The sequence below is a fragment of the Streptomyces sp. NPDC016851 genome (assembly GCF_055562795.1).
Genome location: NZ_JBVHEP010000015.1, coordinates 163,745 through 185,627, shown reverse-complemented (window position 1 = coordinate 185,627; position 21,883 = coordinate 163,745). Strand labels below are relative to the sequence as shown.

At 71.8% G+C, this 21,883-nt stretch carries 16 protein-coding genes; 6 read left to right on the top strand and 10 right to left on the bottom strand.

Annotated elements, in window-relative coordinates; translation table 11 throughout:
- Nucleotides 1-120 precede the first annotated feature (120 nt).
- Both ACZ3I3_RS24205 and sigJ read left to right on the top strand, forming a co-directional pair.
- Nucleotides 121-1,794, top strand: coding sequence for an NAD-dependent malic enzyme (locus ACZ3I3_RS24205; protein ID WP_467368296.1), 1,674 nt, complete (start codon nt 121-123; stop codon nt 1,792-1,794).
- Between the two features lie 75 nt (nt 1,795-1,869).
- Complete coding sequence (sigJ, locus tag ACZ3I3_RS24200; RefSeq protein WP_467368294.1) at nt 1,870-2,784, top strand: RNA polymerase sigma factor SigJ; 915 nt, start codon at nt 1,870-1,872, stop codon at nt 2,782-2,784.
- Between the two features lie 16 nt (nt 2,785-2,800).
- On the opposite strand, the gene ACZ3I3_RS24195 is transcribed toward sigJ, so the two are convergent.
- Nucleotides 2,801-3,538 carry an SDR family oxidoreductase gene (locus ACZ3I3_RS24195; RefSeq protein WP_467368292.1) on the bottom strand — a complete coding sequence of 246 codons (738 nt, stop codon included), beginning with the start codon at nt 3,536-3,538 and terminating at the stop codon, nt 2,801-2,803.
- Nucleotides 3,539-3,713: 175 nt separating this feature from the next.
- Between ACZ3I3_RS24195 and ACZ3I3_RS24190 the strand changes: the two genes are divergently transcribed.
- Nucleotides 3,714-4,991, top strand: coding sequence for an alginate lyase family protein (locus ACZ3I3_RS24190; protein WP_467368290.1), 1,278 nt, complete (start codon nt 3,714-3,716; stop codon nt 4,989-4,991).
- Between the two features lie 25 nt (nt 4,992-5,016).
- Here the strand turns inward: ACZ3I3_RS24190 and ACZ3I3_RS24185 are convergent, their stop codons facing one another.
- The 4 genes from ACZ3I3_RS24185 to ACZ3I3_RS24170 all read right to left on the bottom strand — a co-directional run bounded on the left by ACZ3I3_RS24185 (nt 5,017) and on the right by ACZ3I3_RS24170 (nt 11,678).
- The gene (locus tag ACZ3I3_RS24185) at nt 5,017-6,249 is read right to left on the bottom strand and encodes a glycoside hydrolase family 88 protein (RefSeq protein ID WP_467368288.1); all 1,233 of its coding nucleotides are present in this window, start codon (nt 6,247-6,249) and stop codon (nt 5,017-5,019) included.
- A 41-nt stretch (nt 6,250-6,290) separates the two neighbouring features.
- On the bottom strand, nt 6,291-8,180 hold the full coding sequence (locus ACZ3I3_RS24180; RefSeq protein ID WP_467368286.1) for a glycoside hydrolase family 97 protein: 1,890 nt from the start codon (nt 8,178-8,180) through the stop codon (nt 6,291-6,293).
- A gap of 25 nt (nt 8,181-8,205) precedes the next feature.
- On the bottom strand, nt 8,206-10,524 hold the full coding sequence (locus ACZ3I3_RS24175) for a glycosyl hydrolase family 95 catalytic domain-containing protein (protein WP_467368284.1): 2,319 nt from the start codon (nt 10,522-10,524) through the stop codon (nt 8,206-8,208).
- Between the two features lie 158 nt (nt 10,525-10,682).
- Nucleotides 10,683-11,678: an Lrp/AsnC family transcriptional regulator gene (locus ACZ3I3_RS24170; protein WP_467368282.1), complete on the bottom strand. Its 996-nt coding sequence runs from the start codon at nt 11,676-11,678 to the stop codon at nt 10,683-10,685.
- Between the two features lie 119 nt (nt 11,679-11,797).
- Between ACZ3I3_RS24170 and ACZ3I3_RS24165 the strand changes: the two genes are divergently transcribed.
- From ACZ3I3_RS24165 to ACZ3I3_RS24155, 3 genes are read left to right on the top strand one after another with little or no spacing between them, the layout of a single operon-like run.
- Entirely contained in the window at nt 11,798-13,117 is a 1,320-nt protein-coding gene (locus ACZ3I3_RS24165) for an Nramp family divalent metal transporter (RefSeq protein ID WP_467368280.1), read from the top strand.
- On the top strand, nt 13,114-14,565 hold the full coding sequence (locus ACZ3I3_RS24160) for an amidase (RefSeq protein ID WP_467368278.1): 1,452 nt from the start codon (nt 13,114-13,116) through the stop codon (nt 14,563-14,565). The genes ACZ3I3_RS24165 and ACZ3I3_RS24160 overlap by 4 nt, the downstream gene beginning before the upstream one ends.
- Nucleotides 14,562-15,803 carry an NAD(P)/FAD-dependent oxidoreductase gene (locus tag ACZ3I3_RS24155; protein ID WP_467368276.1) on the top strand — a complete coding sequence of 414 codons (1,242 nt, stop codon included), beginning with the start codon at nt 14,562-14,564 and terminating at the stop codon, nt 15,801-15,803. The genes ACZ3I3_RS24160 and ACZ3I3_RS24155 overlap by 4 nt, the downstream gene beginning before the upstream one ends.
- Nucleotides 15,804-15,810: 7 nt before the next feature.
- Here the strand turns inward: ACZ3I3_RS24155 and ACZ3I3_RS24150 are convergent, their stop codons facing one another.
- The 5 genes from ACZ3I3_RS24150 to ACZ3I3_RS24130 all read right to left on the bottom strand — a co-directional run bounded on the left by ACZ3I3_RS24150 (nt 15,811) and on the right by ACZ3I3_RS24130 (nt 21,824).
- Complete coding sequence (locus ACZ3I3_RS24150) at nt 15,811-17,550, bottom strand: amylo-alpha-1,6-glucosidase (RefSeq protein WP_467368274.1); 1,740 nt, start codon at nt 17,548-17,550, stop codon at nt 15,811-15,813.
- A 71-nt stretch (nt 17,551-17,621) separates the two neighbouring features.
- Complete coding sequence (locus tag ACZ3I3_RS24145) at nt 17,622-18,446, bottom strand: carbohydrate ABC transporter permease (RefSeq protein ID WP_467368272.1); 825 nt, start codon at nt 18,444-18,446, stop codon at nt 17,622-17,624.
- Nucleotides 18,443-19,429, bottom strand: a complete 987-nt coding sequence (locus tag ACZ3I3_RS24140; protein ID WP_467368270.1) for a carbohydrate ABC transporter permease — start codon at nt 19,427-19,429, stop codon at nt 18,443-18,445. The genes ACZ3I3_RS24145 and ACZ3I3_RS24140 overlap by 4 nt, the downstream gene beginning before the upstream one ends.
- A gap of 10 nt (nt 19,430-19,439) precedes the next feature.
- The gene (locus ACZ3I3_RS24135; protein WP_467368268.1) at nt 19,440-20,681 is read right to left on the bottom strand and encodes a sugar ABC transporter substrate-binding protein; all 1,242 of its coding nucleotides are present in this window, start codon (nt 20,679-20,681) and stop codon (nt 19,440-19,442) included.
- A 120-nt stretch (nt 20,682-20,801) separates the two neighbouring features.
- Nucleotides 20,802-21,824 (bottom strand): LacI family DNA-binding transcriptional regulator, encoded by a 1,023-nt coding sequence (locus tag ACZ3I3_RS24130; protein WP_467368266.1) that lies wholly within the window; start codon nt 21,822-21,824, stop codon nt 20,802-20,804.
- Nucleotides 21,825-21,883 lie beyond the last annotated feature (59 nt).

The window sequence follows — 21,883 nt, the reverse complement described above, 5'->3', positions numbered from 1 at the left end:
GGAGAGGTAGACCGGGCGAGGCGCCGGAACTCATCGGTGCGCCGGGAACCGGCACGGCCCATCGGCCGAACAGCGCAAGTCACCTGCACGAACCGGTGAGTCCAGGGAAGGCGTCACCCCATGGACCAGACCCAGCACCCCCGCACGACCACCAGCCCCGCCCTCACCACCCTGGCCGACCCACTCGTCAACAAGGGCACCGCCTTCACCCGGCAGGAGCGCGCCGAGCTCGGCATCGACGGGCTGCTGCCGCCCGCCGTGGAGACCCTGGACGAGCAGGTCGCCCGCGCCTACGAGGCGTTCCACGGCTACGACAAGCCCCTCAACCGGCACATCTACCTGCGCCAGCTCCAGGACACCAACGAGGTGCTGTTCTACCGTCTGGTCACCGAGTACCTGGAGGAGCTGCTGCCGGTCGTCTACACGCCGACGGTGGGCGAGGCCTGTCAGCGTTTCAGCGAGATCTACCGGCGGCCGCGCGGGCTGTTCCTGACGTGGGAGGACCGGCACCGCTTCCGGGACATCCTGCGCAACCGCCCGCACCGCGACAAGGACGTGGACGTCATCGTCGTCACCGACGGGCAGCGCATCCTCGGCCTGGGCGACCAGGGCGTCGGCGGGATGGGCATCCCGATCGGCAAGCTCAGCCTCTACACGGCGATCGGCGGCATCCACCCCGCCCGCACCCTGCCGATCCTGCTGGACGTCGGCACCGACAACGAGGACCTGCTCGGCAACCCGCGCTACCTCGGCCGGCGCGACCGCAGGCTGACCGGCGCCGACTACGACGAGATGATCGAGGCGTTCGTCGCGGCGGTGGAGGCGGAGCTGCCCGGCACGCTGCTGCAGTGGGAGGACTTCGCCACCGCCCACGCGTACCCGATCCTCGCCCGCTACCGGGACCGGCTGCTCACCTTCAACGACGACATCCAGGGCACGGCGGCCGTCACGCTCGGCGCCCTGTCCACGGCCGCGAACGTGTCCGGCACTCCGCTGTCCGAGCAGCGCCTGGTGATCCTGGGGGCGGGGTCGGCCGCCATCGGTGTCGCCGGCATGATCCGGACGGCCATGATCGAGGAGGGCCTGTCCGAGGAGGAGGCCACGGCACGGTTCTGGATCCTCGACGTCGACGGCCTGCTGGTGCGCTCGCGCACGGAACTGACGCCGCAGCAGCGGCTGTTCGCGCGCGACGACGACGAGGTGACCGGCTGGGACGGCACCGGCCTCGCGGAGGTGGTGCGCCGTGTCGAGCCGACGGCGCTCATCGGGCTGTCGACGGCTCACGGCGCGTTCACCGAGGAGATCGTGCGGCAGATGGGCTCGACCTGCGAACGGCCCGTCATCTTCCCGCTCTCCAACCCCACCTCCCATTCCGAGGCGGATCCGGCGGACCTCACCCGCTGGACCGACGGCCGGGCGCTGATCGCCACCGGCTCGCCCTTCCCGCCGCTGACGGTGGACGGGCACGAGGTGCCGGTGGCGCAGTCGAACAACGTGTACGTCTTCCCGGCCATGGGGCTCGCGGTGACGGCGAGCCGGGCCGCGCGCGTCACCGACCGCATGATGGTGGCCGCCGCCCGGGCCGTCGCCGAGAGCGCGGTACGGGCGGCACGCGGCGACGACGGTCCCGTGCCGCTGCTGCCGCCCCTGAACGGGATGCGCGAGTCCGCCCGCGAGATCGCCCTGGCGGCGGCTCGCGCCGCCGTCGAGGACGGGGTCGCCCCGCAGGCGACGGAGGAGGAGCTGCGCGAGGCGGTGGCGCAGGCGCAGTGGACACCCCGTTACGAGGGCTGAGCGCCACCACGTGCACCGGCTCGGAGGGTCGTACTGTCTGAGGCACGACGGTCGACCCGCGGAGGCATCGGCAGCATGGACCAGGGACAGCCCCTCACCGACGGCGCGCTGAACGCGGCGGCGGACGCGTTCGAGCGCCTGCGTCCCCGGTTGTTCGGGATCGCCTACCGCGTTCTGGGCAGCGTGTCCGAGGCCGAGGACGTGGTGCAGGACGTGTGGGTGCGCTGGCAGGGCGCCGACCGCGGCGCCGTGCTGGATCACGGGGCGTTCCTGGCGAAGATCACGACGCGTCTGGCGATCAACGTGGCCCAGTCGGCGCGGGTCCGCCGCGAGGCGTATGTGGGGCCGTGGCTGCCGGAGCCGGTGGACACCAGCGTGGATCCGCAGGTCGGCGCGGAGCGGGGCGAGGCGCTGGAGCTTGCCGTGCTGCTGGTCCTGGAGCGGCTGAACCCCGTGGAGCGGGCGGCCTATGTGCTGCGGGAGGCGTTCGACTACGCGTACGACGAGATCGCGGGCATGCTCCAGCTGAGCCAGGCCAACACGCGGCAGATCGTCAGCCGGGCCCGCAAGCGCCTGTCGGCGGAGCGCCGTGAACCGGTGGACTCGGCCCAGCACCGGCGCCTGCTGGAGGCCTTCGTCGCCGCCGCACGGCACGGTGATGTCGCCGCGTTGGAGAACGTGCTGTCGGCCGACGTCGTCGCCTATGCGGACGGCAACGGCATGCGGGGCGTGGCGCGGCTGGAGATCGTGGGGCCCGAGCGCGTGGCCAGGGTCACCGCCTTCGCCCGGAAGTTCTTCCCTGGTGCCGAGTACGGCATCGTCGAGGCGAACGGGCGGCCCTGCCTGCTGCTCGCCCGGGACGGGGCCGCCGTCGCCCTGGTGAGCGCCACCGTGGGCCCGGACGGTATCGACGGGCTCTACTGGGTTCTGACGCCGGACAAGCTGAGGGCGTACGAGCGGTCGGCGCGCAGGCTCACCGACCGCACGTAGCGGACCCGGGCAGCGGTCAGTTCTGCTTGACCCATTCCTCGTAGCGGGTGGATGCGAGGTGCGCGGTGCCGTCGCCGGTGAGCACGTCGGGCATGCCGGCGAACAGGCCGGCGGTCTCGTCGGTGACGACGGTGCGGCCGTCCGGCTTCGCCGCCAGGGTGAGTTCACCGAGCCGGTCGAGCCGGTGCACCTCGGGTCCCGCGATGTTCCGGACGCCGTTCGACGGTTCGCCCAGGGCGGCCTCGGCGACGGCCGCCGCGACATCGGCGGAGGCGATCGGCCGCAGCCGCGTGGACGGCAACCGCACCTCGGTGCCCTCGGTGGACATGTTCATCACCGGGGCGACGAACTCGAAGAACTGGGTGGCGCGCACGATGCTGTAGGGCACACCGCTGCCGCGCACGGCGTTCTCCTGGGCGACCTTGGCCTCGTAGTAGCCGTAGCCGGGCACCTGGTCGACGCCGACGATGGAGAGCGCGACGTGGTGGCGGACGCCCGCCTCCTTCTCGGCGGCGAACAGGTTCCGCGCCGAGCGGGTGAAGAAGTCCAGCGCCGGCTCGGTGTCGAAGGACGGCGAGTTGGACACGTCCACGACCACGTCCGCGCCCTTGAGGGCTTCGGCCAGTCCCTCGCCCGTGAGGGTGTCGACCCCCGTGGAGGGAGCGGCGGCCACGGCGTCGTGCCCCTTGTCGCGCAGCAGCGCGACCACCTGCGAGCCGATGAGTCCGGTACCGCCGACGACCACGATCTTCATCACTGTCTCCATTTCGCTGAGGGGTTGACTCACCAGAGAGACAGGGCAGGGCCCGGGCTTGTGACAGCCTCCCCGGCCTGCGAGCCCTCTTCCCCGCCGGAAGCCGTCATGACATGCTCACGCCTACCCACCACCTGAACGTTGTTCACAGTCATGAACTCGAAGAGAGTGGATCATGAGGAGAAGATCTCGCTTAGGCGTCCTGTTGATGGTTCTCACGGCGCTCTTCACGGGAGCCGCCCCCGCCGCCTCGGCCCGGCCTGAGGCCGAGCACACGTACCGCGTCCCGCACACGGCCGTCATGGACGGCGCCCGTCTGCACCGGACCAAGGTCCGGCTGGAACACGGGGATCCCCGACTCCGGCGCGCCATCGAGGTGTTGCGGGGGCGGGCCGACCGATGGCTGGACCAGGGGCCCTGGACCGTCGTCGACAAACCCCGCCCCGCCCCCGGTGGGGACCCGCACGACTACCTCAGTCAGGCTCCGTACTGGTGGCCCACCAAGACCCCGGCCCCGGACAATCCCTGGGGCTGCCCGTACGTGCAGCGCGACGGCGAGCGCAACCCCGAGGTCGACTCCGGCACCGACCGCCAGGACGTCGAGAAGACCTTCGACTCCGCCTACGACCTCTCCCTCGCCTGGTACTACACCGGCGACGCGCGGTACGCCGAGAAGGCCGGTCAGGTGCTGCGCACCTGGTTCCTCGATCCGGCCACGAGGATGAACCCCCACCTGAAGCATGCGCAGTTCATCCCGTGCAAATACGACGGTCGGGCCATCGGCATCATCGACTTCTCGCAGTCCTACACCAGCGTCCTCGACGCGCTCGCCCTCCTGGAGAGCGGCGCCCCGGGCTGGACCGCGAAGGACCGCAGGGGCATGGCCCGCTGGAACACCGCCTTCCTCGACTGGCTCAGGAACAGCGACTTCGGCAGGCAGGAGGCCGCCGCCACCAACAACCACGGCACCTTCTACGACCTGCTGCTCGCCGGCCTCGCCTACGCGACCGGCGACCGGGAACTGGCCCGCCGAACGGTCCTGGACGCCCGGCACAAGCGGATCGCGCCGCAGATCGCGGCCGACGGCAGCCAGCCCCAGGAGCTGACCCGGACCAGGAGCTGGCACTACTCCACGTTCACCCTGGTCGCCCATGCGCGGCTGGCGGCCATCGGCCGGAACGCCGGCGTGGATCTGTGGGCCTACCAGGGACCGGAGAAGGAGAGCCTGTTCAAGGCGGTCGGCTACCTCCTGCCCGCCGCGACGGGAGCCGCCGCCTGGCCGCATCCGGAGCTTCAGTTCCGCCGGTACGCGGCGACCGACGTCGTGCACGCGGCGGCCGATGCCGGGGACAGGCGGGCGCAGCGCGCCGTCCGGTCGCTGGAGGAGCCGCCGGGCGGCGACCTGTGGGTCCTGCGCCCGGCGGCGGAACAGCTGGACTCCATCGCGGGCTGAGCGGCACGCACGGCGCGCCTGCCGGTCAGACCGTGGAGAGGTCGATCGCCCGGTCGACGTCCTGCGGCCGAAGCACCCGCAGGATGCCTTCCAGCAGGTAGTAGTCGGCGTACGGGAGGGAGATCTCGATGCCGTCCTCGGCCGGGCGGTTGCGGGTGCAGCGGGCCACCACCGCTTGCGCCCGGGCCGAGTTCTTCGTCAGGCAGGTGTGCGCCAGTGCGGTGAGCAGCCGGAGCGCCACGTCACGGTAGGCCTGTCTGCCGGTGGCGGCGGACAGGTCGAGGAGCCCGCAGGCGGTGATCGCTCCGGCCGACGCGTCCTTGATGTCGTGGGGCTGCTGCGGCGCGCGGTAGTCCCACACGGGGACGTGGTCCGGGGTGAGTGCCCCGACCGCGTAGTCCGCGAGTGCGCGGGCGGTGGTCAGGAAGTCCCGGTTCCCGGTCCTCCGGTACATGGTGGTGAAGCCGTACAGTCCCCACGCCTGCCCGCGCGACCAACAGGACGTGGGGCTGTATCCCTGCACGGTGTCCGGGCCGAGGGGCGCGCCGCTGTCCGGGTCGAAGTCGTATACGTGCGGCGTCGATCCGTCCGGGCGGGGGAAGACCCGCCGGGTGGTCCTCGCGTGCTCCACGGCGATGTCCAGGTACCTGCCGTCCCCGGTCTGCCGGCTCGCGAACGCCAGCAGGTCGAGGTTCATCATGGTGTCGATGATGACGCGGCCGGCGTTCTTCGGATCGTTCAGCGCGCCCCACGCCCTGATGAAGCGCCCGCGCGGGTTGTAGCGCTGGATCAGGGAGTCGGCCGCCCGCAGGGCGCCCGTCCGCCAGGCTTCGTCACCCGTCAGCCGCCAGGCGGTGACCCAGGACGGGTAGAAGAGGAAGCCGAGGTCGTGCGTGCCGGTGTCGTCCTGGCGGGGGGCCAGCTTCCGCGCCGAGGCCAGGGCCTGCGTGCGGAAGGCGTCGTCCCTGCTGTACAGCCAGGCCATCCACAACGTGCCCGGCCAGAATCCGCCGACCCAGTCGCCGTTCTGCGAGTAGACCCACTTCTCGAACTTCGTGCCGACGGGGAAGGCGGTCACGTCCGGCGCGACGGCGGCGACCTTCTCGACGGCGTAGTCGGCCGCCGCGCGGAGCGTGCGCAGGGTGGCCGCCGGTGTCCGGCCGGCGGTCGTGTCCGCGGCCGCGGCAGGTGCCGGGGAAACGCACAACGCCGTGGCGCCGGCCGCTGTGGCCAGCACGGTACGCCGGGAAACACTCATGCTGATCCCTCCAACTCGGTGTGCACGCACGGTGAACAGGCTCAGCGGTGACAGGTGGTGACGCCCGCGCGCCAGGGGCAGGCGATCCCGGCGAAGCCGCCGTTCGCGACCACGTCCACGGCGAACGTGTCGCCGCCGCGCAGCACCTGCCGGTTCCTGACGAGCCCGTCGGCACCGTCCTGGATCGTCTCGACCAGCCACCTCCCCGAGCCGATGGTCAGCGGCACCTCGGCCTTGCGGGCGGCCCCGGCGTACACCCCGCCCAGGAACCAGCGGTCGCCGCTGCGGCGGGCGAGCACGGCTTCCCGGCCGGGCCGGCCGGCGAGCAGCCGGGTGTCGTCCCACGCGGCGGGGACCTGGTCGAAGTAGTCCCGGGCGGGCGGCCGGGCGTCGTACGACTCGGGGGTGCCCGCGAACATCTGGAGGCCCGACTCGTAGGCGACGGTGAGCCCGACCTCCGCCGCGTCGGAGTTGGGGCGCAGGCCGACGCGCTGGAACGCGCCGGGGGTGAAGTCCATGGAGCCGATGACGTTGCGGGTGAAGGGCAGGGTGGTGAGGTGGGCGGCGGTGTTGGTCCGCTTCTCCTCGCCGGCGACGCCCTCCAGGGTCATGACGTGGGGCCAGGTGCGCTGCATGCCCTTGGGGATGGTCGAGCCGTGGAAGTTCACCATGAGGTGGTGGGCGGCCGTCTCCCGGAGGATGGCGTCGTACCACTGGAGCATCGGCTGCGCCTCGGAGTCCATGAAGTCGATCTTGACTCCCTTGACGCCCCACCGCTCCAGCGTGGGCAGCCACTGTGCGCGCTCCTCGGGTGTGTCGAGGTCACGCTGGTGGATCCAGACGATGATCCCGACGCCCTTGGGGCGTGCGTGATCGACGAGTTCCGGCAGCCAGCTGTTGTTCTGCCAGTCCGGGTCCGTGACGTCCCACTCGTCGGCCTTGAAGTACCAGCCCGCGTCGACGGCCTCGTAGGGCCAGTTCCGCTCGGCGGCGTAGTCGACGTAGGCCTTCTGCGCGGCGAGGCTCTGCCCGGCCGGGCGGCCGCCGGCGAGCCAGGTCCACAGCACGGTCCCGGGCCTGATCCAGGAGGGGTCGGCGACCTTGGACGCGGGAGCGAGGTCGTCGGTGAAGGTCGACCGGGTGACGGTGGCCAGGTCGCCGGTGACCATGGCGCGCCAGGGGGTGGCCAGGGGTCCGTCGGTCTTCACCCGGTCGTCGGCCAGTTCGACGCGATAGGTGCCGGTGCCCTGGTCGTGGGCGAGGCGGGCGCCGGAGTAGGCGCCGGTGAGGTCGGACTCGGCGAGCAGGGTGTAGCCGCCGTCGGTCGCGAACAGCGCCTGGGGCGAGTAGGCGCCGGTGGGGGCTGTGGCGGCGGTGTACTCGGTGAACTGGCCCTCGTTGTCGGGCCGGTAGGTGCCCAGCCACGCGCCGGCCTCCGGCGGCAGGTTGAAGGCCGAGGTCTCGCCGAGCACGTCGCCGTGTCCGGCGGGCAGGACGTAGCGGTAGGCGACGCCGTCGGCGGCGGCGCGGACCAGCAGGTCGAGCCGGGCGCCGGCGGGGGTGGTGAAGGACAGGCGGGTCTCGTTCATGCGGACGCGGCGGTCGAGCCGCTTGCCCGCCTTGGTGCGGTAACGCTCCTCGACCGTCCGGTTCTTGCCGCGCAGGAAGCGCAAATCCTTGGAGAAGTCGGCCCGTTCGGTGACGAGGCCGACGGGCGACGGCTCGATGACCGTACGGCCGCCACGGGTCACCGACAGGCTGAGTGTGCCGGTGCTGTCGTCCAGGGCTATCCGTGCGCGGGGTGCGTCCGCGGCGGTGGTCACCGTCCAGGCGTGCTCCCGCTGCCCGGCCCCGGCCGGAACGGTCGTGAGGAGGGTGGCCGCCAGTGCGGTGCACAGCGCGGCGACCACGGTTCTGATCGGAACAGCCATGTGAACCCTCCGAGGTGTGCGGTGATTACGGCAGTCCCCAGGCCGGACCCGGTTCGCCGAGGGTGACGGGCGCGATGACGAGGTCGGGGCGCGCTCCGGAGTGGACGAGCACCTCGCGGCCCTTGGGCAGGTCGACGGCGAGGGTGCCGCCGCCCAGGTCGCGGGTGCGGGCCGGGGTGCCGTCGTCGAGCAGCACGGTGAGGGTGCCGGTGAGGCCGTGCCGGAGCTTGAGCGGCTCGCCCGCCAGGCTCTTGATCCGGATGAACCGGGTGGTCCCCTTCTTGCGGACGGCGCTGACCAGGAAGGCGCCCTGGGTGCGGAAGTCGTGCAGGGTGACGTCCGCCCATGCGGTCGGGACGGCCGGGAAGACGCGGATCACGCCGCCCCAGCTCTGGCAGAACATGTCGTGCAGGGACTGCGAGGCGGACAGTGGCGTCTCGATGACCGGACCGGCCTCGGTGTAGTGGGTGTTGGCCTGGCAGGGGTAGCGGGTGGAGGTGTCGAAGAACTTCCGTAAGTAGCCGATCGCCGTGTCACCGTCGCCCGTCATCGCGTACATCGAGGCGGCGCCGGTGTAGCTGTAGCCGCGGTGGGCGCCGGTCAGCGCGTGCCAGTGCTCCACGGACCTGGTGATCAGGTCGCGGGACTCGGGCTGGTCCCAGTTGACGAGGTACAGCGGGTACACCATGAGCAGGTGCGAGTAGTGCCGGTGGGACCGCTCGTACGGCGTGTCGGCGCCGATCATGAAGCCGTTGTCGTCGACCGGGTAGGGCGTGAGCTTGGCCAGCATGTCCCGCCAGCGCGGGGCGAGTTCGTCGTCGATGCCGAGGACTTCGGCGGACTCGATGAGGGTCTGGCAGGCCCAGCGGATCAAGGCCAGGTCGTAGTTGGTGTCCTGCGGCGGGACGACGGGGTACTCGGGCGAGAGCGTGCTCGGCAGGTGGAGCTTGCCGTCGCTGCCCGGGGTGAGGAAGTGCAGGTAGTAGTTGACGGCCCGGCGCAGGACGGGGAAGACCGTGTCGCGCAGGAGGGCCTTGTCCATGGAGTGCCGGTAGGACAGCCACACGTTGTGCAGCGCCCAGGTGAGGTTGCCGACCTCGGTGCCGCTGCCGGGCCTGCCCACTCCCCGGTTGGCGAACATGTCGGAGCTGCGGCCGACGCCCGAGCTGTCGGCGCGGTACGCGGTGGGCACGTTGGCGATGAGCTGTTCCTGGTTCTGGCGCAGGGTGGTGGCGAGCGCGTCGAGTTCCAGGTGGTTGGAGCCGTGGATGAGCCAGTACTCCAGCTGGACGTTGAGGTTCCACCAGACCGCGGGCCAGGGGGTGGGCTCCAGCCACGGCCCGGAGGTGGCCATGACGGGGCCGCCGGCCCGGCTGGCGGAGGCGACCTTGTAGAGCTGGATCCAGTGGAAGCTCTGCAGCCGCTGGTCGGGGAACGAGACGAAGCTCTTCTTGTAGAAGGCGTGCCACCAGCGGAGGTGCCGTCGCCGGAGGGCGCCGTACGACCCGGCGCGCCGCAGGTTGCGCAGGGAGTCGGCCTCGGCCGCCGTGGTGGAGGGGGCGCTGTGCCCGACGCTGATCAGCAGTTCGTCGCCGTCGCGCCGGTAGGCGGTGGCGGTCTGGGCGCCGGTGAGGGGCTGCAGGACCTGCTCGGTGCCGTCGGCGGCGGTCTTCGTGGTCCAGGGCGGGTTGGGGATGTAGTCGGCGGGCGGGGCCTCCTGGATCTTCCGGGGGCTGATGGCCTCCTCGGGGTGGAAGGTCCAGACGGCGCGCTCGCCGCCGGTGGCCCGCACCCGGACGGCGAGCACCTCGTCGTGGATGAGGGCGGAGAGGGTGAGCCTGCCCGCGGTGGTGGTGACGGTGCCGGTGAGTTCGGCGTTCCACAGGCTCAGCCGCCAGTCGACGGCGGTGATGGTGCCGGCCGGTTCGAGCGTGAGGTGCCCCACCGGCAGCCGGCAGGTGCCCCAGCCGCTGCCGAACTCGGGGCGGTGGTCCTGCACTCGGCCGTGCTGGACGGTGAAGCGGACCTGGTTGGCGTCCGGCTCCTGGTAGATCATGCTGCCGAGCAGCCCGTCGCCGAGGAACGGGCCCTCGTACCAGCGGGTGGGGAGCCTGGTCCACAGCAGGTCCTGGCCGCGCAGGAACGTCGACCAGGCGCTGTCGGTGGTCATGGTGTCGCGGAGCTTCCAGGGGCGTCTGCCGCCGCCGACATCGGACGGCACGGTCCCGGTGAGTTCCCGGGCTGCGGCCGTCCCGGGCAGGGCCGCCGCTGCCGCGCCGGAGAGCGCGGTGCCGAGTACGGCTCTGCGGGCCACCTTCGAACGTTGCTCCGGCTGTGAGGTCATCGTGTCCTCCAGACCTGACGGATCATCGATACATCGGGTGTATCGGCGAACCTAAGCAGGGTTCATGCACCTGTCAATGACATGAACGCGGTCCATGGTGATGAACCCTCCGATGTATCGAGGAGACTCAGCTCTGTTGGCGCGGTCTGAACAGGACGTCAGTCACGCAGCCACGGCGCGAGCATCCCGCCCCGTTTCAGCGAGCCGAGGACCATCGACACATCCACCGACACCGCCTCACGCAGCCACGGGGAACGCGTGACGAAGTCGTGGAGCGCCGTCTCGTCCGGAAACGCGGTCAGGACCAGCAGCTGGCGTTCGCCGGTGAGGAAGCTGACGTACCGGACGTGCGGGGAGTCGGCGAGCGCCGCCGTCACCGCGTCGACCTCCGCCGGCACGGCCCGCACCCACAGCACCGCCTCGACCGGCAGCCCGAGCAGCACCGGCTCGATCACGGCACGGACGCGGACCCGCCCCGCCCTGCGCAGGGCACCAAGCCGGCGCCGGGCGGTGGCCTCGGACACCCCGGACACCCGGGCCAGTTCGTCGAACGTGCACCGCCCGTCCTCGGCCAGGGCGTGCACCAGCAGCCGGTCGGCGCGGGAGAGTTCCCCGACGCCGTCGAACGCAGGTGACACGTCCGCCGACGCCGGGGCGGCACCCGTCCCGTCGGTGAGGGCGGCGATCTCGGCCTCGGTGAGCAGGCCCGCGTGCCACTCTCGGATCGTCCGCACGTGCCGCAGCACCGGGAGTGTCAGCGTCCGTACGACGCCCGGCAGGCCCGGGAGTTCGTCCATGACGAGTCCCGCGAGACGGTCGCGTGGGCACTGCACCTCGGCGACACAGTCCCAGGTCCCGGTCAGGACATGGGCGAAGGCACAGTCGGGCCGGCGCGCCAGCGCGGTGGCGACCACACGGGCCTGGCCGGGTGCGCAGCGCACTCCGATCACGGTGCTGCGCCCGCGCACCGCCATGGCGCCGATCCGTACCAGCCCGGAGTCCAGCAGCCGGGTGCCCCGCCGGACGACGGTGCGTTCCGGTTCGCCGAGCGCCGTCGCGACGCGGTGCCACGAGGCACGGCCGTCGATCTGCAGCGCGCTGATGATGCGCCGGTCCAGCGAATCGGCCACGAAGCCGGTGTGCGGTGCGTCCATCGGCCTGAGCGTATGGCTGATTCCGTCGATTTCCCAGGGAATCTTGTTCCCATCCGTCGGCCTGGCCGACTCTGCCGGGAAGCCGGACCACGCTTTCCCTATCCCCGGAGGTGGCCGACGTGACCGCGACACCCGGAAGTCCCCCTCACCCGCCCGCGGCTGCCCCGTCGGCCGAGTCCTTCCCCGCCCCCGCCACCCGGCGCGGGCGGCTGGCCGTCCTCGGGCCCGGGCTGGTCCTGGCGGCCGCCAGCGTGGGCGCCGGAGACATGGTGACGTCGCTGGCGGGCGCCGCCGGCTACGGCATGGCCCTGCTGTGGGCGATCCTCATCGGCGTCGTGCTCAAGTACGCGCTGACCGAAGCCGTGGGACGCCTGTATCTGGCGACCGGGCTGACGGTGATCGCGAGCCTGCGCTCGGCCGCCCGCTGGCTCCCGTACGCCTTCTTCGCGTTCGTCCTGGTCATCGGGCTGCTGTACGGGGCGGCCCTGAGCTCGGTGGCGTCGCTCGCGCTGTCGACGCTGTTCCCCGCGCTGCCGGTGAGACCACTGGCCCTGGTGATCGCGCTGGCGTCGGCCGGGATCGTGTACGTGGGCCGGTACTCGCTGTTCGAGCGGGTGATGAGCGGGTTCATGCTGGCCAAGTTCGTCGGCATGGTCGTGCTGGCCGTGGTCACGCTGGTGACCATGGACGACCCGTCCCAACTGGTGTCCTCGCTGCGGCCGCGACTGCCGGAGGGCGACGTGATCACCGTGCTGGCGCTGGTCGGAGGGGTGGGCGGCACGGCCGGAGTGGCCTCGTACAGCTACTGGGTGCGGGAGAAGCGCTGGCGGCACGCGAGCTGGCTGCCCGTCATGCGGGCCGACACGGCGATGAGCTACACGGTCACGTTCCTGTTCGTGGTGTGCACCTCGATCGTGGGCACCGGCCTGCTGTACGGCAGCGGCCGGACGATCACCGGCAACGACGGACTCGCGGCCCTGGCCGAACCGCTCGGCGCGGACATGGGGTCGGCGGCCCGGGTGCTGTTCCTGGGCACCTTCTTCCTCGTCACCCTGAGCGCCCTGGTCGGCGGCTTCAACGCCCTGTGCTACCTGCTGGCCGACTCGCTGCGCACCCTGCGCGGGGTGCCGGACGACGAGGCCGAGCGGCACATGGGCCAGCGCAGCCTCCCGTTCCGCCTGTTCGTGCTCTACTGCGCGGCCACGTCCGTGGCGGTGACCTTCGCCGGGAAGCCGGTCCCTCTGCTGCTCACCTACGCCGCCGTGGGCTCCCTCGTCCTGCCGCTGCTGTCCGGGGCGCTGCTGGTCCTTCTCAACCGGCGCGGCCTGCAGCCGCCGTACCGCAACAAGACCCTGTCGAACGTGCTGCTGTCGGGCTCCTTCGTCCTGTTCGGGGTGCTCGCCGCAGCGCAGCTCAAGGAAACCCTGGGAGGACTGTGAACCCCGCCGACCTGTGCTTCAGCACCGCGACCGAGCTCGCCGCGGCCCTGCGGCGCCGTGAGATCTCCGCCCGCGAGGTCGTCACCGCCCATCTCGAACGGATCGACCGGGTCAACCCGTCGGTGAACGCGATCGTCACACTGGTCGCCGACCGGGCGCTCGAGGCGGCGGCCGAGGCGGACGAACGGGCCGTGTCACAAGCCGAGTTGGGACTGCTGCACGGGCTGCCCGTCGCGCACAAGGACCTCCACGACACCGCGGGCATCCGCACGACGTACGGCTCCCCCGTCCTCGCCGACCACGTCCCGGCCCGGGACCACCTGGTCGTCGAGCGTCTCAAGCGGGCCGGGGCCATCACGCTCGGCAAGACCAACGTGCCCGAACTCGGCATGGGTTCGCACACCGTCAACCCCGTCTTCGGCGCGACCCGCAACCCTTACGACCTCTCGCGCAGCGCGGGCGGCAGCAGCGGCGGCGCCGGGGCCGCGCTCGCCTGCGGCATGCAGCCGATCGCCGACGGCAGCGACACCGGCGGCTCGCTGCGCAACCCGGCGTCCTTCAACAACGTGGTCGGCCTGCGCCCCTCCCCCGGCCGGGTCCCCTCCTGGCCCGACAAGGCCCCGTGGGGACAGCTGTCGGTCAAGGGCCCCATGGCGCGGACCGTGCAGGACGTCGCCCTGACGCTGTCGGTGCTGGCCGGGCCGGATCCGCGCAGCCCGCTCGCCCTGGAGACGCCGGGCTCCCTCTTCTCGGGCCGGCTCGACGGCGATGTGCGCGGCTGGCGGGTCGCCTGGTCGCCCGACCTCGGCGGCAGCGTGCCCGTCGAGGCGGAGGTCCGGGACGTGGTGCGGGGCGCGGTGGAGGTGTTCGCCGCGCTGGGCTGTGAGGTCGAGGAGGCCTGCCCCGACCTGTCCGGCGCCGACGAGGCGTTCCTCGCCCAGCGCGCCTGGCAGATGGAGCTCGCCTACGGGCCCCTGCTGGACGAGCACCGGCACCGCATGGCCCCGGACGTCGTCTGGAACATCGAGGAGGGCCGCAAGCTCACCGGCCCGGACCTGGGCCGCGCCCAGCTGCTCCAGGCGGCGCTGTTCCACCGGGTGCGCGAGTTCTTCGGGACCTACGACGTCCTGCTGCTGCCGGTGAGTCAGGTCGCGCCCTTCGACGTCGGCCTCCCGTACCCGGCGTCGGTGGACGGCATCGCCATGGAGACGTACCTGGACTGGATGCGCTCGGCCTCCCTGATCACCATGACCGGCTGCCCGGCCCTGTCGGTCCCGGCCGGGTTCACCCCGGCCGGGCTGCCGGTCGGGCTCCAGGTGGTCGGGCCGCACCGGGGCGACGCCGCCGTGCTGAGGGCGGGGCACGCGTTCGAGCAGGCGACGCGGTTCGGCGAACGGCGACCGGACGTCGCGGTGAACACGGACCTGGCGGAAGGCGGCCGGTCATGAGCCCGCGCAGTGTCGTGGTGGTGGGTGCGGGCATGGCCGGGCTGGCGACGGCCTGGTTCCTCCAGGAGGCCGGCGTCGAGGTCACCGTGGTCGACCGGAGCGGCATCGCGGCCGGCGCGTCCTGGGGCAACGCGGGCTGGCTGTCCCCCGCCCTGACCGTGCCCCTGCCCGAACCGGCCGCGCTGAAGCTGGGGTTGCGCACGCTCCTCTCCCCCACCTCCCCGCTCTACATCCCGCCCCGCCCGGATCCGCGGCTGGCCCGCTTCCTGCTGGCGTTCACCCGGAACTGCACCCACCAGCGCTGGCGGGTGGCGATGGCGGCCCTCGCCGCGCTGAACCGCGGGGCGCTTTCGGCGTACGACGATCTGGCCGCGGGCGGGGTCACCGAGCCGACGCGCTCGGGCGAGGCGTGCCTGCTCGCCTTCACCTCCGCGGCCGGCCGTGCCCCGCTCGTGGCGGAGCTGGACGCGGTGCGCGCGGCGGGACAGGAGGTCGACTACGACCTGCTCACGGGGGCCGAGGCGCGCGCGTGGGAACCCGCCCTCTCGTCACGCGTCGACGCGGCCGTACGGCTGCACGGTCAGCGCCACCTCGACCCCGGGGCCTTCGTCGCCGCGCTGGCCGACGCGGTCCGCGACCGGGGCGGGAAGATCGTCACCGGCCTGGAGGTCACCCGTGTACGGGACCTGGGCACCGGGGTGGCCGCCCTCGCCCCGGACGGCACGTCGGTGCGAGCCGACGCCGCCGTTCTCGCCCCAGGGGCGTGGCTCGGCCGCCTGGCCGCGCCCTTCGGGGTGCGCGTCCCGGTGCAGTCCGGACGCGGCTACAGCTTCTCGCTGCCTCCGGCGGGGCTGCCCACCCGGCCCACGTACTTCGCCGAGCGGCGGGTGGTCTGCACACCGCTCGGGGACCGGGTGCGGGTGGCGGGAATGATGGAGTTCACGGCACCCGACCGTCCCGCGGATCCCCGCCGTATCGCGGCGATCGTCGACTCGGTCCGTGACCTGCTCCCGTCGGCCGACCTCACCCGCCGCACCGACGAGTGGGCCGGCCCGAGGCCGTGCACGGCGGACGGCCTGCCCCTGGTCGGCCCGACCCGCTCGCCCCGCGTCCACGTCTGCGGCGGCCACGGCATGTGGGGCATCGCCCTGGGCCCCCTCAGCGGCAAGCTGCTGGCGGAGTCGATCGTCACGGGCCGTGGGGCCGCCGAGTTGACGGCGCTGCATCCGCTGCGCTGACGCACGGTCAGGGGCGGCCCCGGTGTGCGTGCGCCTCGGCGAGGAGGAGGTAGCTCGCGGCGGTCCAGGTGTAGGCGCGGTCGCGCAGACCCGTACCCGTGAGCGCGTCGAAGTTCTCGGCGAAGCCGTGGGTCTCGCACAGGGCGCGGAAGCGGGCGCTGATGTCGTCGGCGAGCCGGTCGTGTCCGGCGCGGCGCAGGCCGTCCTCGATGAGGACGGTGGCGGGGGCCCAGACGGGGCCGCGCCAGTAGCCGTCGGAGAGGTAGTGCGGTGAGGTGGGCAGTTCGGTGGCGAGGCCGTACGGGGTCAGATGGGCCTTGATGTGGTCGGCGAGCGCGCTGCCGACCTCGCCGGGCAGGTGCTCGCCCAGCACGATGGGCATCAGGTCGAGGAGGCTGGAACTGCTCCAGGTGTCCCCGGTGGCGGCTCCCCGGGCGACGAACCGTTCGCCGGTCCAGAGCTCGTCCAGCAGCGCCGACTGGACCTCGCGGGCCGTGCGCGTCCACCGGCTCGCTTCGTCCGACAGGTCCAACTCCGTTGCTATGGCGGCGAGTTCATGGAGTTGGAGGACGAGGAAGGCGGCCAGGTCGGCGGTGACGACCACCCGCTCGGGGTCGAACGTGGTGGCGTTGTCCCAGCCGCTGTCGTTGCCGTGCTGGTAGTGGGGCAGGGCGGCGCCGGGTGCGCGTCGTGCGCTGAGCCAGAAGTGGGTCCAGCGTTCCAGCCGGTCGTAGGTCTCGGCCAGTTCCGCCCGGCCGGGAGGCACCGGCAGCCGGCGGCGCAGACGGCCCGACGTCCAGCCGTGGATGGGCGGTTTGACGAAGTTGTGGAGGACCTCGGAGTGGGTGACCGAGTCGGGCAGGGCTCCGCTGCCGTCCTGGTGGTCGAAGGGCAGGGCGAACTGGTCCACGGCCAGTCCGGGACAGCCCGGCGCCAGGGCCAGGGCGTTGAAACAGTGGTCCCAGCTCCAGACCTTGTCCATCCAGTGCTTGGACATGAGGACGGCGGGCCGGGAGACGAGTCCGGCCGGGCGTACGGTCGCCGACCAGAGGACGTAGGCGGCGAGTTCGGCGGCCGGGGTCGCTGACGAGCGCCAGGGGGCCACCGCGTCGACGAACTCCGCGAAGGATCCGCGGGCCGCCGCCACGATCCCGTCGAAGGCGGCCGGGGACGCGTAGGGCGGGCGAGCGGTGTCGAGTTCCTCGACGGCGATCTCCCACTCGCCGCCCGCCGCCGCGGCCACGTCGAGGCCGCGCTCGCCGCCGCCCAGCGCCTGGGCTCCCGCGGTGTGGGCGATACGGCCGGACAGGAGGGTGACGCGGTAGCGGCGCCCCGTCTCGTACGAGGTGAACACGTGGGCGTCCGCCGCCGGGTCGTGGAAGAAGTACGTCCCGCTGAACGGCGTCAGGACCTGCGCGGCCGCACGGACGCCGAGGCCCAGTCCGCTGCCCCGCACGCGCACGGTGTCCGGCGACTCATAGGCGAGGTCGACGCGCCCGGCCGGGCCGACCCAGCTGAGCAGTCCCGGAGTCGCCTCGACACGGGTGCCGGTGCGCTCGCCCGTCTCCGGGTCCAGGGGGACGAGGCGGAGGACGGCGTGCATGCCGTTCTGGTGCGAGACGAGGTGGAGGTCCTCGGCGTACGCCTTCTCCGCCACCACGGGTGAGATGCCGAACCAGGATCCGAACGTGCTGAACGGGATGTCGTGGACGGAGAAGGCAGGTCCGGACGACGGGGCGGCGGTCATGTAGGCGTGACTCGTTTCTCGAGCAGGGATCGTCGGCGGAGGGGAAGGTCCGCGGGAGGTTCGCGGGGAGGTCAGTCCTTGACGGCACCGGCCGTCACGCCTGCGGCGACGTAGCGCTGGGCCAGGACGAGGATCACCGCGGCGGGCAGCGAGGCCACGACGGCCGTCGCCATGATGGCGTTCCACTCCTGGTTGTTGTTGCCGATGTAGTGGTAGATGCCGAGGGTGATCGGCTCGTGGGCGCCGCCGTTGACGAGGGTGCCGGCGAAGACGAAGTCGGACCACGACCACAGGAACGCGAACAGGGACACCGTGACGACGGCGTTGCGGCTCATCGGCAGGACGATGGACCGGAAGGTGGTCAGGGGCCCGGCGCCGTCCATCGTCGCGGCCTGGAGCAGTTCGCCGGGGATGCCGGACATGAACGCCGTGAAGATGAGCACCGCGAACGGGACGGCCAGGGTGGAGTCGGCGACGATCAGGCCGGGCACGGACCGGAGCAGGCCGAGCTCGAGGTAGATCGCGTAGAAGCCCATCGCCATGATGATGCCGGGGATCATCTGGGCGACCAGGAGGAGGAAGCCGAGCAGACCGCCGCCGCGCGGGCGCAGTTTGGCCAGGGCGTAGCCGGCGGGGGCGGCCAGCGCCACGGTCAGGACGACCGTGCCCAGGCCGATGACCAGGCTGGTCGCGAGGTAGGGCAACTGCTCGTCCAGGACGGTGCGGTAGCCGGACAGGGTGCCGTTCAGCGGCAGCAGGTCCGGCGGGCTCTTGCGCATGTCCTGGTCGCGGGTGAGGGAGACGTTGAGCATCCAGTAGACGGGGAAGAGCATGACCCCGGTCAGCAGCAGACCGATGCCCGTCTTCCACCATGAACGGCCGGTGCTTCGTTTCATGACAGCGCCTGCTTTCGCTGGACCCGGATGTAGACGAGGCCGAACACCACAGCGGCGACGACGAGCAGGTTGCCGACGGCCGCTCCGGGGCCGAAGGCGGGCAGGAGGTTGCCGAAGCCGAGCTGGTAGGACCAGGTGGCGAAGGTGGTGGACGAATCCGCCGGGCCGCCCTTGGTCATGATCCAGATGATGTCGAAGACCTTGAGTGTGTAGACGAGGCCCAGGAGCAGGGTGATCGCGGACACCGGGCGCAGCAGCGGGAAGGTGATGCGCCAGAAGCGGTGCCAGGCGTTCGCCCCGTCCAGTGCCGCCGCCTCGTACAGGCTGGCGGGGATGGACTGGAGGCCGCTGTGCAGCACGACCAGGTTGAAGGGGACGCCGATCCAGATGTTGGCGATGATCACCGAGGTCAGTGACCAGGACGGCGAGGTCAGCCAGTTCACCGGGCCGACGCCGACGGTGCTCAGCAGGGCGTTGACGATGCCGGAGTCGCTGTTGAGCATCCACGACCAGGTGGAGGCCGACACGATCAGCGGCAGCAGCCAGGGCACCAGGAACAGGGCCCGCAACGTCGCCGACAGCCGGAAATTCTGGTGGAAGAAGACCGCGAGGGCCAGGCCGATGGCGTACTGGAAGACCAGGCACACGGCCGTGAACACCACGGTGTGGAGCAGGGCCGGGGCGAAGGTCGGGTCGTCGAGGACCTTGCTGTAGTTCTCCAGGCCCGTGAAGGGCGCGTTGCCCTGGACGAAGGAGCGGACCGTGTAGTCGCGCAGGCTCAGGTCGAGGTTGCGGTAGAGCGGATAGGCGTAGAAGAGGACGAGGTAGAGGGTCACCGGGGTGAGGAACGCCCAGGCGGCCCATTGCTGGGAGGTCGGACGGCGCCGCGTCCCGGGACGGGCCGATGGCGGGTCGGAGGCCACCGCCGGCCCGGTCGGGGTGCGCACGGGCCGGTGGTCCGGCGGGTGTGCCGTCTGCTTCATCGGGCCCATGTCACTTGACCGCGGCCTGCGCCGACGTCAGCGCGTCCTTCGGCGACTTGGACCCGCTGAGGGCGGACTGGACCGCCTTCCACAACTGCTCCGAGATCTTGGGGTACTTGGTGCCGAGGTCGCCGCTGGTGCGTCCCTTGGCCGACTTGACCGCGTCGACCCAGGGCTTCAGCGCGGGGTTGGCCGCCACCTGCTTGTCCTGGACCTCACCGGTGGGGGCCACGTAGGACAGGGTGGTGTCGGTGTCGTACAGGTTCTGGGTGTTGGTCAGGCAGGCCGCCAGCTTCTGCGAGGTGGTGTACCGGCCGGTGTCCTCCTGGACCGGGAGGGTGACGAACTCGCCGCCGGTCGGGGCGGCGGCGGGGCCCCCATCGGAGCCCGGGATCGGCAGGACTCCGTAGTCGAAGCCGGCCTTCTCGGCGCCTGCGAGCTGCCAGGTGCCGTTCTCGGCGAAGGCGTAGTCGCCGCCGGCGAACTCCTGCCAGCTGGTCGTCTGGGTGTTGTTGATGACCGAGTTGGGGGCGTAGCCCTGCTTCAGCCAGTCCTTCCACAGTGACAGTGCGGACACGGCCTGCGCGGAGTCGAGTCCGGTCAGTTCGGCGCCCGCGCCCCAGAACCAGGGCAGGAACTGGAAGCTGCCCTCCTCGGTGCCGATCGCCGAGAAGGTGATGCCCTTCTTGCCCGCCTTCTTGACCTTCTGCAGCGCCGCCGTCAGCGACTTCCAGTCCTTGACCGAGGCGATGTCCACCCCGGCCTCCTTCAGCACCTCCTTGTTGTAGTAGAGGGCGAGGGTGTTGGCGCCGATGGGCGTGCCGTACGTCTTGCCGCCCGACTGGCCGGCCGCGAGCAGGTTGGGGTTCACCTTGGAGGTGTCCAGCTTGTTCTCGTCGGTCGTGGTGAGCACGCCCGCCTCGGCCAGGGTCGAGACGACCGGGTTGTCGACGATCAGGACGTCCGGGGAGTTGCCCTGCTGGGCCGCGAGCAGCGTCTTGTTGGCCAGGTCGCTGGTGTCGAAGCCGGTCCGCTGGACCTTCACGCCGGCCTGGGTGCCGCACTTGTCGAGCAGCTTCGTCCAGGCCGAGCCCTTGGCGAACTGCGGGTACGGGTCCCAGATCGTGTAGGTGCCGCTGTCGGCGTCCTTGGCGTCGGTGCTGCCCGCGCCGGAGGAACAGGCGGTGCCGACGACGGCGACGACGGTCGACAGGGCCACGGCCGCGAGGCGCCGTCTGGAGGAGCTGTGCATGGCGGGTCCTTCGTTCTTGGCATACGGGTGCGGTGGGCGGAGTGAGGAGGGGTGTGCGGGTACGCCGAAGGGCGGCGTCGTGCCGGGTGAAGTGAGGAGAGTGCGAGGAGGGACCGGGGGTCAGGCGGGGGGCGTACCGCCGGCGGGACCGGTGCTCGCCCGCAGTGAGATGGGCGGTGCGAGAAGGTGGTGGCGAGGCGGCGCGCCGGGGTGGTCGAGCCGTTCGATGAGCAGGTCGACGGCGCGGCGGCCCATCTCCTCGGCCGGTACGTCCGCCGCGGTGAGCTGCGGTGTCACCGTCTCCGCCCACCGGCCGGCGACGACTCCGGTGACGGAGAAGTCCCGCGGCACGTGACGGCCGGCCTGGGAGAGCCCTCGGTAGAGGCCACCCAGGGCGGCTTCGTTCAGCGTGACCAGGGCTGTCGTCGCCGGATCGTCGTGCAGGATCTGTTCCAGGCAGGCCTGGCCGGACGCGGCGTCGTCCCCGCAGCAGTACGTCCGCACCGTCAGCCCGCGCTCGGCCGCCGCCTTGGTGAAGCCGTCCAGCCCCCGGTGCGCGGACTCGTACCCCGCCCGCAGGAGCTGCTCCGGCCGGTTGACGAAGGCGACCCGGCGATGACCGAGGTCCGCGAGGTGGTGCACGCAGGCCGCCGCCAGTGCGGTGTGGTCCAGGCCCACCCACCAGCCTCTCTCCGGGTGCGCGGTGCGGCCGATGGCGACGGCCGGGAAGTCCAGGGCGGCCAGGTGGTCGACCCGGTCGTCCTCCAGCCGGATCTCCATCAGGATCGCGCCGTCGACCCGCCGCTCCCCGAGCAGCCGCTGGAACGAGCGGTCGCTGTCCACGCCGCTCGGGGACAGCAGCACGTCGTAGTCGTGGGCCGCGGCGGCTTCGACGACACTGCCGATGAAGTCCAGCTGCATGCCGGTGTAGTGGTTCCCGGCGGGCGGGAAGACCAGGCCGATCGTGCTGGTCCGGCCGTTGGCCAGGGCGCGTGCACTGGCGTTGGGCCGGTAGCCCAGTTCGTCGATGACGTCCTGGATCTTGCGGCGGGTCTCGTCCGACACCGGACGTTTGCCGCTCAGCGCGTACGACACGGTGCTCCGCGAGACACCGGCCCGCCGGGCGATCTCACCGATGTTCACGGGCGACTCCTTGCGTGGGCTCTCGAACCGGCGAGTGTCGAACCGGTTCGCGTGAAGTG

Bases quoted from the DNA above. Each gene is read 5' to 3' on its own strand.
- ACZ3I3_RS24150 (WP_467368274.1), bottom strand. From the start codon at position 17,550: ATGACCGCCGCCCCGTCGTCCGGACCTGCCTTCTCCGTCCACGACATC.
- ACZ3I3_RS24145 (WP_467368272.1), bottom strand. From the start codon at position 18,446: ATGAAACGAAGCACCGGCCGTTCATGGTGGAAGACGGGCATCGGTCTG.
- ACZ3I3_RS24155 (WP_467368276.1), top strand. From the start codon at position 14,562: ATGAGCCCGCGCAGTGTCGTGGTGGTGGGTGCGGGCATGGCCGGGCTG.
- ACZ3I3_RS24180 (WP_467368286.1), bottom strand. From the start codon at position 8,180: ATGGCTGTTCCGATCAGAACCGTGGTCGCCGCGCTGTGCACCGCACTG.
- ACZ3I3_RS24195 (WP_467368292.1), bottom strand. From the start codon at position 3,538: ATGAAGATCGTGGTCGTCGGCGGTACCGGACTCATCGGCTCGCAGGTG.
- ACZ3I3_RS24205 (WP_467368296.1), top strand. From the start codon at position 121: ATGGACCAGACCCAGCACCCCCGCACGACCACCAGCCCCGCCCTCACC.
- ACZ3I3_RS24175 (WP_467368284.1), bottom strand. From the start codon at position 10,524: ATGACCTCACAGCCGGAGCAACGTTCGAAGGTGGCCCGCAGAGCCGTA.
- ACZ3I3_RS24190 (WP_467368290.1), top strand. From the start codon at position 3,714: ATGAGGAGAAGATCTCGCTTAGGCGTCCTGTTGATGGTTCTCACGGCG.
- ACZ3I3_RS24170 (WP_467368282.1), bottom strand. From the start codon at position 11,678: ATGGACGCACCGCACACCGGCTTCGTGGCCGATTCGCTGGACCGGCGC.
- ACZ3I3_RS24185 (WP_467368288.1), bottom strand. From the start codon at position 6,249: ATGAGTGTTTCCCGGCGTACCGTGCTGGCCACAGCGGCCGGCGCCACG.
- sigJ (WP_467368294.1), top strand. From the start codon at position 1,870: ATGGACCAGGGACAGCCCCTCACCGACGGCGCGCTGAACGCGGCGGCG.
- ACZ3I3_RS24140 (WP_467368270.1), bottom strand. From the start codon at position 19,429: ATGAAGCAGACGGCACACCCGCCGGACCACCGGCCCGTGCGCACCCCG.
- ACZ3I3_RS24135 (WP_467368268.1), bottom strand. From the start codon at position 20,681: ATGCACAGCTCCTCCAGACGGCGCCTCGCGGCCGTGGCCCTGTCGACC.